The sequence below is a fragment of the Pseudanabaena sp. lw0831 genome (assembly GCF_016584665.1).
Classification (GTDB): Bacteria; Cyanobacteriota; Cyanobacteriia; order Pseudanabaenales; family Pseudanabaenaceae; genus Pseudanabaena.
In genome coordinates, this window is the sequence record NZ_BBJB01000117.1 from 12,474 (window position 1) to 25,797 (window position 13,324).

Below are 13,324 nucleotides of genomic sequence, written 5' to 3' on the forward strand. Positions count from 1 at the left end.
AGTTGTTGACTTGCGGTATATGTTGTTTGTTGAGCATTATAGAAGTTATGGAGTGGTGTGTGAGTAATAGACCGATAACTGCATCCAAAATTCGGTCAGGCGATATCACTAATCGTGCTGATTTGTCTGTTAATACACCACAGCCAACTCTTACAAAAACTATTAATAAAATTAAGCGCATCCCCTTTGCAAAAATTGGTTTTACTTTATCCCTATTAATCTCTGTCGGTGCTGGTGCGTTTTTAGGTCGGATTATCCCAATTAATGCCTTGGATTGGGGCGGTTTGTTGTCGGGGCGCAAACCTGAAGAAGTCTTGATGGAGGGATTAGGTCGTAAGCTAGAGCGTCCCTATCAGATTTTGGTTATAGGTGTAGATCGAGTCCTTGATGCTCGCCTAGGCTCTCCCGAATCTTTTAATGGTCGTAGCGATAGTATGCTTCTAATTCGTCTCGATCCCGTCGATCGCTCTGTACAGATGCTATCAATCCCTCGTGATACGCAAGTGCCTATTCCTGGCTATGGTGTGACCAAAATTAATGCAGCGAATGTCTATGGTGGTGCGTCGCTTGCCCAAGAGGTTGTTTCTGAGAAACTTAATGGTGTTGAAATTGATCGCTATGTGCGTATAGATACCTCTGGGCTATCAGCTTTAGTGAATGCCCTAGGTGGTATTGAGGTGAATGTACCAAAGCGAATGAAGTATAAGGACAATACTCAAAAGCTCAATATCGATCTTTATGCAGGTGTGCAGACTTTAAATGGGGAACAGGCTGAAGGATTTTCTAGATTTCGCAATGATGAAGATGGCGATATCGGGCGGATTAAGCGGCAACAGATTGTATTGAAGGCGGTGAAGGCAAAAATTGCTAATCCTGCGGTTGTGCTGCATCTTCCCGATCTGATTAACGTTATGCAAAAACATGTGGACTCTAATCTCAGCTTTGACGAGATGATGGCGATCTCAACTTTTAGTATGACTTTAAAGCCTGACCAAATCCAATCTACTAGTCTCAAGGGCAGACCCAGTGAGCCAAATGAGTTTCGCTTTAGTTATTGGATTGTGAGTCCTGAGGATGTCGATCAGGCGATCGCGGATAAATTTACAACCAAACAAAAAACTCAATAAAAAAGCAGCGCCTAGCGCTGCTTTTTTTATTATTTAGAACGGGCCAGGAGGGATTCGAACCCCCGACACCGTGGTCCGTAGCCACGTGCTCTAGTCCACTGAGCTACAAGCCCTTAACTCGCGAATCTAATGATAACACAGTGTGCAATATTGACAAGCAAAAAATAAATTTTCTTTTTCCACATAATGAAAACGCCGCCTTCATTATGTGGGTTACAGCAATTTTCGATCAAACGAACCACAATAATTTTTTGAAAGTGTTGCGAACCAACACTTTCAAAAAATTATTGGTTCGGGTTTGAGCGCAAAGCGCTGTAAGTATAATCAGAGCTTAGCCTGCTAAAAAATATGGTTAGCATAGCGATCGCCGATCCACCAATCCCTCCAAAAATCTCTCTTAAGGAATGGGCGATCTCCCACCGTCTGGAATAGAGTGGGTTAATGTTTAGCGGAAACCACTATGTTTTGTTTCAAAACGATCTTTGACGGTTCTTTTTCGCCTACCTACGATCGCTGACGTTTTGCTTCATATAGCAGCAGAGCCGCACAAATAGCCACATTTAAGGATTCCACGCGATCGCTTTGAGGAATCGAAACAGATTCATCCGCAAGTTCAATTAATTCTTGAGACAGTCCATTGCCTTCATTACCTAGCAAAATTAAAGTCGGTTGCGTAAAGTCATAATCCCAATAGGTTTTAGGAGCATTGGCTAATGTGGCGATTATTTTTACACCCTGTGTTTGCAATTTGCGAATATCGGCGGCGATATCTGTGGATGTTTGCATCGCACAGCGAAACCATTGTCCTGCGGTAGCCCGAATAATTTTAGGATTAGTCAAATCCACACTATCACTACTCACCAACATGCCATCAATTCCAACTGCCACAGCCGATCGCACGATCGCCCCGATATTACCTGGATCTTGAATTGTTTCTAACGCCAAACCCAAGGACTTGATCTTGGCAATTTCGCGAGATGGCATTAACGCAGCAGCGATCGCCCCATCAGGATTTTTTGTGGTGGCGATCGCCTGAAGCACTTCTTCAGAAACAATTTCTAATCTTTCAATTTCATCAATGGCAGCAATCTGCTCATACAAATCGGGGTTAACCGCAATCCATTTTTCAGTACAACAGACTATTGAGAGTGGATAAGCTGTGGCGATCGATTCTATTAGAGCATGAGTTCCTTCTACTAAAAATAGCCCTTGTTCCTTCCGATCTTTAGCACTCTCACCAAGCGATCGCAGTTGCTTAACTAATGGATTTTTTGTACTGGTGAGCAATTGCTAATTCCTACAACAAATGTTTTTTATACGCATTTTAGTATATAGCAATGCAAGAAATAGCTAGGACATAAAACCAAAAAGATGAGTGGCGGTGCTTCGCACCGCCACTCATCTTTTTGGTTTTGATTTGTCTTACCGCAGGTTGTTACAAATATGGTAACGGGGTTAAGCAAATTATATTTTGCGGGGTAGTATACAAAATATAGAGTTTCATCAATAGTCTAAAGAGGATTGAGTATGTCTAAAAAATTCTGGAATTCTTTAGCGATCGCTGCTGCCGTTATCATTCCGACAATCTCTGTGGGAGCTTTAGAAGCCTTCGCTCAAAACAGCTATGGAGCGATAGCCCGCTCTCCTTCAACTCAAGACAAAGGCTACTCTTGGAATTATCAAACTCGCGCTGCTGCTGAGAATAGAGCCTTGCAAGAATGTGAAGCTAGCGCTGCTCCAGGGGATTGTGAAATACTGATGTGGACTCGTAATGCCTGTATGTCGATCGCAGAGGGTAGTAATGGTGCAGCGGGAACAGCTTGGTCAACTAGTAGTAGACAAGCAGAATCTAAAGCTCGCCAAGTTTGCCGTGATTATGATGGCGTAGATTGCAGAGTAACTCGCACGATATGCTTGCCTAAATAAATAGACTAAGCCAAGCGATGCTTGGCTTAGTCTATAGCTGTTGCCAACCGTATCGATAAAACAAAAAAAGCGAGTGGCGGCGTGAAACGCCGCCACTCGCTTTTTTTGTTTTATTTTGTCCTAAATCAGATGGCGACAGATATATTATTGATTTAACAACCAGTTTTAAATTTTTTGCTATTAATTGAATCTCTCTTTTTACAATGTTTGGCGATCTCGATTGGGGCTTGTATTGGTAGTTTCTTAAACGTGGTAATTTATCGCGTCCCTGCGGGCTTATCAATTCTTCATCCGCCCTCTCGTTGTCCCCATTGTCTACGTCAACTTGCACCACGCGATAATATTCCGATTATTGGCTGGTTTCTGATTAGAGGCAAATGTCGTTATTGTCATACGCCCGTATCATGGCGCTATCCTGCGATCGAGGCGCTAACTGCATTTCTGTTTTGGAGCGTAGCTGCATATTTCGGAACTTCAGTATCAATTCTGACTTTATGTTTTTATGCTGCATTTCTCAGTTGGTTATTAGTACTTGCTCTGATTGATATCGACACGATGACCTTGCCCAATTCCTTAACGCAATCAGGGCTAGTATTAGGTCTAATTTACCAAGTCAGCCTCGCTTCTCTTGGTAATGGCGATCGTCTAGCTTTTCCTAGTTTGTTGCTATTTGGCATCGGTGGAGCTGTACTCGGTATATGGCTTTTAGATATCATGCGAATTTCTGGCAAAATTTTTCTGCAAAAAGAAGCAATGGGTGGCGGTGATCCCAAGTTAGCTGCGATGATTGGTATGTGGCTAGGTTGGCAAAATGTTTTGCTGACGCTCTTGATTGCTTCAGCGATCGGCACACTTATTGGAGCGATCGCTATAATTACTAAAGATTTAGGAAAACAGCAGCCAATACCCTTTGGACCCTTTCTAGCTCTAGGTGGTGCAATTTCTCTATTCTTTGGTAAGTCGATTCTTTCAGTTTATCTTGGTTGGTTTGGACTAACTTGACATCAAGAAATAAGATGCGGCGTAAAGCTTTGAGCGCAAAGTGCTGTAATGCTCAAGAAGCTTTATGGACAATGGGCAAAATCAAAGTAATGAAGTAGTACACCAAAGGTGCAGTAAAGACATAGCTATCAGCGCGATCGAGAATGCCGCCATGTCCTGGCATAATCTGCCCAGAATCTTTGACCCCAGCATCACGTTTCATCATCGATTCAGTCAGATCGCCTAGCAACCCTGCAATACCGATCAATAATCCTAAAATTGCACCCAACAGCCACCATTCCGCCCATCCCAGACTAAAAACCCAGATAATTGCTGTCACGCAGCAGCAAAGCAACCCTGCGATCGCACCTTCCACTGTTTTCTTCGGACTAATGTCCGAAAGTCGCGTGCGTCCAAATATCTTGCCAAATATATATGCGCCAACATCTGAAGCCCAAATGCAACAAAATGCCATCACTACATAAACAGAGCCATCGGTCACGGGGAAAGTAATTCGCAACCAAGAAAGCTGTTCAATATTGCGTAACTGATTAAAGAAATCAAACTGGTGTAAGCGATCGCTAATTTCAAATATATTGCCATCACCTAGACCTCTGATTCTTACCCAAAAGCTAGGTAAGTATCCCCCATAAAACAAGCCCAATATCGATGCAGAAATATCGGAAATCGTCGCAATTCTGGTTTGAAACAATAGATAAAAGCATATAAAAGTGCCTGCAATAGGGATCACAGCATCCGCGAGATCGACTCTCACTTGCGAAACAATCAGTAATGCTAAACTAACAAAAATTGTAATCTTGCTTGCTGGGACAATCTCCTTGGCTCGTACCAATGCAAAATATTCCATCTCACCAAAAATCACCAGCAATGCAAATGCGGCGGTGAACGCCCATCCACCTAGGGCGATCGCCGCTAGTACGAGTGGTACGACTAATAAAGCACTGATAATGCGAGTCCATTTCATGAAAATAACACAACCGAGGAAGTGGACAATTTATGAAACCGATTTTAGGACTGTTAACGTCGTCGGTGCGAAAAGTCCTAAAATCGGATTCATAATTAAAATTGTTGTTATTAGGCTTTGTTTGTAGATTATATCTGTAAGTGCTATGTCTAAAACCTATTACGCAATCCTAGGTGTCACTCCTTGGGCTAGTGAAATCGATATTCGTCGAGCCTATCGAGATCTCAGCAAGCTCTACCACCCCGACACGACCCAATTGCCTAAAGATGAAGCAGTTGAAATTTTTCGACAAATTAACGAAGCCTATGCCATGCTCAGTAATGCCGATCGCCGCAGTGACTATGATCGCCGCATTCAGTTTTCACGATTTCAGTACACAGTAAATAAAACACCGAAAAACCTCCAGACCAACGACGATGACGGTTTGCCTAGTGAGCGTCCATTATCTGGTGGCGAACTATTTGCACTCATGTTAATTGGTGCTACGCTAGTTGCTTGTTTAGTTCTAGTTGTTTTAGTAGCATGGCTACGTGGCGATCGCCTTTTCCCCGAAGCGATCGCGCCCATATCAACTTTTTGGCTATACTTCCCGTAACCATCCAACAATCATCCCCATAAACTCGTCTGCTATGGCGCTTCCCTCTCCTACTACACCACTCTACAATCATCCCTTGCCTGCACTTGAAGCATGGTTAGATGAGCAAGGATGTTACCAAGATCAGTCTAATCCTAATGTCTGGCGAGTTACGCGATCGTCATGGCAAGCAGAAATTGTTATGGATATTGAAGATATTCGTGTACGCTACATTCAAGATGCTTACGGCGGCAAAGAAATTCAACGGGCATTTCCCTATTCTCTCAGTCGCCAAGATGTCGAAGATGCAATTTTTACAGGACCCTAGTAAAAAATATTAGCAATATTCTGAAAGTTTGTTAATATGTGATTAAGCAAGACATAGAATCAAACTATGAATGATGAAACTATACATAAGTCATTTCATTAAGTAATTTCACGGTCTTAGCAAAAGTTTTCCACCCTAACTTGATGTTTTTATTTTGGAGGTTCATTGAGCAAGAATTATAATGTTGCCATTCTCGGAGCAACAGGCGCAGTTGGTACAGAACTTCTAGCCTTGCTGGAAGAAAGACATTTCCCTTTAGGTAAGTTGGAGCTTCTGGCTTCGGAGCGTTCCGCTGGACAGTCGATTAAATTTGCTAGCGAAGAATTAATCATTGAAGCCGTCACTGAATCTTCTTTTGATGATGTAGATATTGTGCTTGCTTCCGCAGGTGGCAGCATCTCTAAGAAGTGGCTACCGATCGCTACCAAAGCAGGAGCAGTATCCATTGATAACTCCAGTGCTTTTCGGATGCATCCCGATGTGCCATTGATTGTGCCAGAAGTCAATCCTGAAGCCGCCGAGTATCACAAGGGTATTATTGCTAACCCCAACTGCACGACAATTTTGATGGCTGTGGCAATATATCCACTACATCAGGTGCAGCCGATTCAGAGAATTGTCGCCGCTACTTATCAATCGGCAAGTGGCGCAGGCGCAAGAGCCATGGAAGAAGTAAAAGTACAGTCACAAGCAATTCTCAATGGTGAACCTGCCGTAGCTGAGATTCTGCCCTATCCCCTCGCTTTTAATCTTTTCCCTCACAATTCGCCCATGACGGATAACTCCTATTGCGAGGAAGAGATGAAAATGGTGAATGAGACTCGCAAAATCTTTGGCGATCATGATATTCGGATCACGGCTACCTGTGTACGGGTTCCCGTATTGCGAGCGCATTCTGAAGCGATTAATCTAGAGTTTGCCCATCCATTCAGTCCAGACAAAGCTAGAGAGATTCTGGCTAAAGCCGATGGAGTAAGGTTGGTAGAGGATTTCAGTAAAAATTATTTCCCAATGCCCATTGATGCTAGTGGCAAAGATGACGTGTTAGTAGGACGAATCCGTCAAGATATTTCTCACCCTAACGGTTTGGAATTATGGCTATGTGGCGATCAGATCCGTAAAGGAGCTGCACTGAATGCTGTTCAGATTGCCGAATTACTAATTGCCAAAGCTCTTATCTAAAAGTTTATCGACTTTTAATAAACTTTTAGCAAGCTTCTATTTATGAGTATCTATGAGTGAAATCGATTTCGGGCGTTTACTAACGGCAATGATTACTCCCTTTGATATAGAAGGGAATGTTGATTATGCGAAAGCAGAACAGCTTGCCATTCATTTGGTTGAGACTGGAACCAATACGATTGTTGTGTGCGGTACAACAGGAGAGTCGCCAACGCTTAGTTGGGATGAAGAATATAAATTGTTTTCGGTGCTACAACAGACGATCGCTGGTAAAGCGAAAATCATGGCAGGTACAGGATCTAATTCTACTTCTGAGGCGATCTCGGCTACCATAAAAGCCGCGCATCTCGGATTAGATGGTACACTACAAGTAACACCGTATTACAACAAGCCTCCGCAAGAGGGTTTATATCAACATTTTCGAGCGATCGCTGAAGCTGCGCCAGAGCTTCCGATTCTTCTCTATAATGTTCCTAGTCGCACGGGCTGCAAACTAGAACCTGAGACTGTTGCCAAGTTAGCCGAAATCTCTAATATTATTGGGATTAAGGAAGCGACAGGTGATTTAGATCAAGCCAGCCAAATTCGCGCCCTCACACCAGCCGAATTTGCGATCTACTCGGGTGATGACTCGCTAACATTGCCATTAATGGCTGTGGGTGCAAAGGGAGTTGTCAGCGTTGCCTCGCATCTGGTTGGTACGCAACTGCAAGCAATGATGCAATCCTTTGCCGCAGGTAAAGTGCAAGAAGCTTTACAAATTCATATTCAGCTTTTTCCTTTGTTTAAGGCTCTGTTCTTAACCAGTAATCCTATTCCTCTCAAAGTAGCTTTGCACTTGTTGGGATTAGATACAGGCGTGGTGCGATCGCCTCTAGTTGCAGGTAATGCCGAACTCGAAGCCAAGCTGAAAGTTGTATTACAAGAAGTTGGGATTCTTGTTTAACAAAAGTTGACAACTTCAGTCTAGAGACATAGAACTTGATTACTTCTGATCATGATGAACTTGTGGGGGAACTAAACCTTTCTAGTCATTCTATCTAGGTATTTATAACCGCAAAGTTTTCCATCACCAATTAAATTGAATTATTTTCAAGATTCAATTTTCTCATTTTTACCTTTTACCTTTTACTTACCAAACAATATGCCTACAACCAACGCTCCTGCTCTCAAAATAATCGCTCTTGGCGGACTCCATGAAATCGGCAAAAACACATGGGTATTTGAATATAACGACGAAATCATGCTGCTTGATGGTGGTTTGTCTTTTCCCGACAACATGATGCCAGGTGTTAACGTGGTCTTGCCTGACATGACTTATTTACGCGAAAACAAACATAAGATCAAAGGCATGATTGTCACCCACGGTCACGAAGATCATATCGGTGCGATCTCTTTCCATTTAAAGCAGTTTGAAATTCCTGTTATTTATGGTCCACGTTTAGCGATGGCGCTACTCGAAGATAAACTCCGTGAGGCTGGTGTACTTAATCGCACCGAACTGCGCCGCGTCATGCCCCGTGATGTCGTCCGTGTCGGCACTAACTTCTTTGTAGAATTTATTCGTAACACTCACTCGATCGCCGATAGTTTCTCGATTGCTATTAATACACCTGCGGGGATGGTGATTCACTCAGGCGACTTCAAAATTGACCATACTCCCGTTGATGGTGAATTCTTTGACCTCGCTCGTCTCGCTGAACATGGCGAAAAAGGCGTATTGGCTTTGATTAGTGACTCCACTAATGCCGAACTTCCCGGAATTACTCCTTCGGAAAGAGCTGTATATCCCAATCTTGAGAAATACATCATGATGGCAAAGGGTCGCGTAATCATTACCACCTTTGCTTCTTCAGTACATCGCGTCAACATGATTTTGGATATTGCTGATAAGCAAGGTCGTGTGGTTGGTGTCGTTGGGCGATCGATGCTGAACGTGATTGCCCATGCGCGTAATCTTGGTTACATCAAGTGCCGCGATGACCTATTCCAACCTTTACAAAATCTCCGTCACTATCGTGATGATCAAATTCTGATTTTGACTACAGGCTCTCAGGGTGAGCCAATGTCGGCACTAACAAGAATGTCAAATTCCAGTCATAGACAATTGGAAGTCCGTCAAGGCGATACAGTGATTTTCTCGGCAAATCCGATTCCAGGCAACACTATTCCAGTTGTTCGTACCATTGATCGCTTGATGGCGCTTGGGGCAAATGTAATCTATGGTAAGGACAAAGGCATTCACGTTTCGGGACATGGTTCTCAAGAAGAACATAAAATGATGTTAGCCCTTGTCCGTCCGAAGTTCTTCTTCCCTGCTCACGGTGAATTGAGAATGCTGAAGCAACATGCGAAGATGGCGGAAGCAATGGGCATTCCTAGCGAAAATATCGTGATCGCTGAAAATGGTGATGTTGTCGAAGTTTGTCAAGATTATATGCGGATTGTGGACAAAGTTCCTTCTGGTGTAGAACTAGTTGATTCTTCTCGCGATGGCATGGTCAAGGGCGATGTATTGCGAGATCGCCAACTGATTTCTGGCGAAGGTATCTTTACGATCGCGGTATCTGTTGGGCTTGATGGTAAGCTCTCCACGACTCCTGACATTCAACTAAGTGGCGTGGTTCTACCGATGGAACATTCCCAAATTATTGCTTTGGTTGCGAAGGCGATCGATAATTCTTTGGCTAATTCTTGGGGTAACTATGCTCGCAATGTCGGTTCTTTAGAAATTGATTGGATCGGTTTACGTGGTCAGCTTGAGCGCGACCTTACCCGTGTCTTGCGTCAACATATCCAAAGCAAACCAGTGATCGTGTTCCTATTGCAAACACCTCCCAATTCCACTCAATCTGCTCCTGCTCCTGCCGCAAAGCCTAATGCCTTAGGTGTGACCTTAAAATCAGGCAGCACTAAGGTTATTCCTAAAGTTGATCAAGAAAGTATCAATGGTAATAGCGCTCCTATTGAAGTACCCGTTGCTACTGGCGCTGCTACGGCTAGTGTTGGCAGACGCAAGCGTACTGCAGCAGCGGTTTAAATCTAAAGCCAATTGAACCGTGTTTTGCACGGTTCAATTAGTAGAGAAGGTGCATGAAGAAGTTGGTTAAGGTCAAGCCTAACTCTAGAAAGCAAGCCATTATTGAAGAATCAGATGGAAGTCTGACGGTGCATTTAAAATCACCGCCCGTTGATGGCAAAGCCAATAAGGAATTAGTTGAGCTTTTAGCCAAAAAGTTTAGCGTGCCGAAATCTCATATCACGATTCAATTGGGATTATCTGGGCGGAATAAATTAATAGACATAAAAGAGTAAAGGGAGCGCTAGGCGCTCCCTTTACTCTTAAGATTTGCTGTATATTGATGATGTTTAACCATCTTCGTGCGCTAAGCTCATGTCAGAACCTATTTGGTCTTATGTCACCCCCGGTATACCTGACGAATTATTCGATCGCTTGCCAGGAATACCGATGAGCAAATGCGAGACGAGGCTATTAATTATCGGTCAGTTGCGTCTTAAAGCAGACTCGATACTGTGGGATATTGGAGCAGGTACTGGGACTATCCCCATTGAGACTGGGTTGCTCTGTCCTAAAGGGAAAATTGTCGCGATTGAACGTGATGAAGATGTGGCGGGATTGATTGCCAAAAATTGCCAAAAATTTGGCGTAAATAATGTTGAGATTAAAATTGGCAGTGCACCAGAATGCCTGACAAGTCTGTCAACCGATCCCGATCGCATTTGTATCGAGGGTGGGCGATCTGTATCAGAAATTCTAGAATACTGTTGGGAACGTCTGCAAAATGAAGGCAGAGCGATCGCAACTACAAATAGTCTGGAAGGTTTATATGCAATTTCTGAAAGTTTTGCCAAACTACAAGCGCGAAATGTGGAAGTTGTGCAATCATCAGTGAACCGTTTAGAGACTCGTGGCAACCGTCAAGTTTTTGCGGCAGTTAGTCCCATGTTTATCATTAGTGGCGAGAAAATATAAAAAATGGGGCGCGAAGCGCCCCCCTTTTTTAGGAAATTTCGCGAATTTGAGGTTTTCCGTCTTTAAACTCACCAACTAAAATCAGATCGGTAACACCGACAAATAGACCATTCTCGACAACGCCAGGGATATTGTTCAAGGTTTTCTCAAGTTCGGCAGCATCTGCGATCGCATCAAAGGTGACATCTAAAACCATGTTGCCTTGATCGGTAATCACGGGGCCATCTTTCTTCACACCCATCCGCAAGTCAGGCTTGCCACCTAACTTTTCTACAGCTCTGGTTACAGGAGAAACTGCCATCGGCAATACTTCGATTGGCACGGCAAAAGTCGAGCCGAGCTTATCGACCAATTTCGACTCATCGACAACAACGATAAACAGAGCCGCAAGTGAATCGACAACTTTCTCGCGGGTATGCGCTGCGCCACCACCTTTAATCAAAGTTTTATTGGGGTCAACCTCATCAGCACCATCGATCGCTACATCAACGCGATCAACGTCATCAAGACTCCGAATCGGAATGCCATATTTTTTACCCAAGACTGAAGCTTGGAAAGAAGTGGGGATGCCGACAATATCGGTTAGTTCACCCGCTGCAATGCGTCTTCCTAGCTCCTCGATCGCAAAGGCAGTAGTTGAGCCAGTGCCCAATCCGACCACCATACCCGACTTCACCCGTTGTGCCGCTGCGATGCCAACTTCTTGTTTTAACTTTTTAATATCTTCAGCAGAAATACTCATAGGAAATACTTATTTATAAACTTAAAAGTAGTAATTTTAATCCTATCGCAACCTGTGAGCTGCAACTGAGAATCCACTTAAACAAAATGTGCTGTATTATACATTTGTATGCTGTGCTGCTCCAAAAACAGTTAAGTCATATGGCTGATTACACTGCTGACATTATTTAAGTTACAAGTAAAGTGGGTGGGCTTAAAGATTAACTTAAAGATTAACTTTTTATCTAAATGTCACAAAGATTGAATTCTTTTGTTATTTAAAATATCGCAATTTTATGAAAAGGCTAACCTATATTAGTAAGTTTGCGCGATCGCTTACCAAAAAGGAAATTGAGAGCATTGGTAATATTTCGCAAACAAATAATTCTAGAGACGGTATTACAGGAGTTTTACTGTGCTGTAGTGGTATATTTTTTCAGATTTTAGAAGGTGAAGAAGATAGAATTGATGTCCTCTACAAAAAGATTTTAGAAGATGATCGCCACGATCAAATTTTGTGTCTAAAATCAGAACTAAACGTTGCACAGCGAAGATTTCCAGATTGGTCAATGGAAGTAATCGTCCTTGATGAAAATAACGATATTTTGTTGCAACCAATTAAGATTTTGCTGCAAACTTTGGCAGACTCACAAACAATCTTAGCAAGCTATACGCAGTCGGGAGTTTTGCAAGCCATAGCGAACGGAATTAATCCACTTACACTAGTTCCTCGCTATACAGAAAAGATCATTTTCTTTGCCGATATTATTAGTTTTACAAGCATCACCGAAAAACTAGAGGTAACAGAGGTTGTCGATTTACTCAATCAATTTTTTACTATTTGTACTAAGGCGATCGCATCTAGGGGTGGTGAAGTCACTAAATTTATTGGTGATTGTGTGATGGCATATTTTGACGGTGATCGAGCTGACGAATCTCTGCAAGCTAGTTTAGATATTCTTGCAGAATTAGAAATACTTCGCAATCAAGCTTCAGTGAATAGTCCGTTACGAGTTCTCTATATTGGCATTGGGCTATCGAAAGGAACAGTATTGGAAGGAAATATTGGTTCTCAAACTAAAAAAGAATATACTGTCATCGGTGACGCAGTTAATGTTGCCTCAAGGATTGAAGCGCTCACTAGACAGTTAAATCGCTATTTAGTATTTTCCGCTGCTGTGCGGGAAGGTTTAAGCGATCGCTGGCGACCTGTCAGACTAGGTGATTTTAAGGCAAAAGGAAAGGATGCGATCGTAGAAGTTTATTCGATTGATGATATTTTAACTTTCCAAAAGTCAGATTTTCAGAAGCTAAAGCTAGAAATTCAGCAACATCTTGAACTAATTAGCCGTCAGACACCAGAGCTTAATTATTCGTAGGATGCGTTAGTGAAACGTAACGCATCATTTTTGCCTAATTGATGCGTTACGTTTCACTAACGCATCCTACATTTACAGCAATTCTAAAATCCAAAAAGACAAAATGCCCGCGTAGCGCGCGCTTTGTC

At 42.8% G+C, this 13,324-nt stretch carries 14 protein-coding genes and 1 tRNA gene; 11 read left to right on the forward strand and 4 right to left on the reverse strand.

The window, feature by feature from the left end; all coding sequences use genetic code 11:
* Positions 1–59: 59 nt before the first annotated feature.
* Positions 60–1,127 (forward strand): LCP family protein, encoded by a 1,068-nt coding sequence (locus APA_RS24325; protein ID WP_236580053.1) that lies wholly within the window; start codon positions 60–62, stop codon positions 1,125–1,127.
* Between the two features lie 39 nt (positions 1,128–1,166).
* Here the strand turns inward: APA_RS24325 and APA_RS24330 are convergent.
* Positions 1,167–1,240 (reverse strand) — tRNA-Arg (locus tag APA_RS24330).
* Positions 1,241–1,631: 391 nt separating this feature from the next.
* Entirely contained in the window at positions 1,632–2,414 is a 783-nt protein-coding gene (locus tag APA_RS24335) for an RNA methyltransferase (RefSeq protein ID WP_201324801.1), read from the reverse strand.
* A gap of 240 nt (positions 2,415–2,654) precedes the next feature.
* Between APA_RS24335 and APA_RS24340 the strand changes: the two genes are divergently transcribed.
* A complete protein-coding gene (locus APA_RS24340; RefSeq protein WP_201324802.1) occupies positions 2,655–3,053 on the forward strand; it encodes a DUF4189 domain-containing protein in 399 nt (132 codons plus the stop codon).
* A gap of 174 nt (positions 3,054–3,227) precedes the next feature.
* Positions 3,228–4,055: an A24 family peptidase gene (locus APA_RS24345; RefSeq protein ID WP_201324803.1), complete on the forward strand. Its 828-nt coding sequence runs from the start codon at positions 3,228–3,230 to the stop codon at positions 4,053–4,055.
* A gap of 52 nt (positions 4,056–4,107) precedes the next feature.
* Here the strand turns inward: APA_RS24345 and APA_RS24350 are convergent, their stop codons facing one another.
* Positions 4,108–5,019 (reverse strand): phosphatidate cytidylyltransferase, encoded by a 912-nt coding sequence (locus APA_RS24350; RefSeq protein ID WP_201324804.1) that lies wholly within the window; start codon positions 5,017–5,019, stop codon positions 4,108–4,110.
* A gap of 145 nt (positions 5,020–5,164) precedes the next feature.
* Between APA_RS24350 and APA_RS24355 the strand changes: the two genes are divergently transcribed.
* The 7 genes from APA_RS24355 to cbiT all read left to right on the forward strand — a co-directional run bounded on the left by APA_RS24355 (position 5,165) and on the right by cbiT (position 11,097).
* Positions 5,165–5,614, forward strand: a complete 450-nt coding sequence (locus tag APA_RS24355) for a J domain-containing protein (protein ID WP_201324805.1) — start codon at positions 5,165–5,167, stop codon at positions 5,612–5,614.
* A 34-nt stretch (positions 5,615–5,648) separates the two neighbouring features.
* Complete coding sequence (locus tag APA_RS24360) at positions 5,649–5,921, forward strand: DUF3143 domain-containing protein (protein ID WP_142657194.1); 273 nt, start codon at positions 5,649–5,651, stop codon at positions 5,919–5,921.
* Positions 5,922–6,086: 165 nt separating this feature from the next.
* Complete coding sequence (locus APA_RS24365) at positions 6,087–7,103, forward strand: aspartate-semialdehyde dehydrogenase (RefSeq protein WP_201324806.1); 1,017 nt, start codon at positions 6,087–6,089, stop codon at positions 7,101–7,103.
* Between the two features lie 52 nt (positions 7,104–7,155).
* Positions 7,156–8,049 carry a 4-hydroxy-tetrahydrodipicolinate synthase gene (dapA, locus tag APA_RS24370; protein WP_201324807.1) on the forward strand — a complete coding sequence of 298 codons (894 nt, stop codon included), beginning with the start codon at positions 7,156–7,158 and terminating at the stop codon, positions 8,047–8,049.
* Positions 8,050–8,247: 198 nt separating this feature from the next.
* Complete coding sequence (locus APA_RS24375; RefSeq protein WP_201324808.1) at positions 8,248–10,143, forward strand: ribonuclease J; 1,896 nt, start codon at positions 8,248–8,250, stop codon at positions 10,141–10,143.
* 53 nt (positions 10,144–10,196) lie between these two features.
* Positions 10,197–10,418 carry a DUF167 domain-containing protein gene (locus APA_RS24380; RefSeq protein WP_201324809.1) on the forward strand — a complete coding sequence of 74 codons (222 nt, stop codon included), beginning with the start codon at positions 10,197–10,199 and terminating at the stop codon, positions 10,416–10,418.
* A 79-nt stretch (positions 10,419–10,497) separates the two neighbouring features.
* Positions 10,498–11,097, forward strand: coding sequence for a precorrin-6Y C5,15-methyltransferase subunit CbiT (cbiT, locus tag APA_RS24385; protein ID WP_201324810.1), 600 nt, complete (start codon positions 10,498–10,500; stop codon positions 11,095–11,097).
* Positions 11,098–11,125: 28 nt separating this feature from the next.
* Here cbiT and rpiA read toward each other — a convergent pair whose 3' ends face one another.
* Complete coding sequence (gene rpiA, locus APA_RS24390) at positions 11,126–11,839, reverse strand: ribose-5-phosphate isomerase RpiA (protein ID WP_181016272.1); 714 nt, start codon at positions 11,837–11,839, stop codon at positions 11,126–11,128.
* A 274-nt stretch (positions 11,840–12,113) separates the two neighbouring features.
* On the opposite strand from rpiA, the gene APA_RS24395 reads away from it, so the two are divergent.
* Positions 12,114–13,196 (forward strand): BLUF domain-containing protein, encoded by a 1,083-nt coding sequence (locus APA_RS24395; protein ID WP_201324811.1) that lies wholly within the window; start codon positions 12,114–12,116, stop codon positions 13,194–13,196.
* Positions 13,197–13,324: the final 128 nt, after the last annotated feature.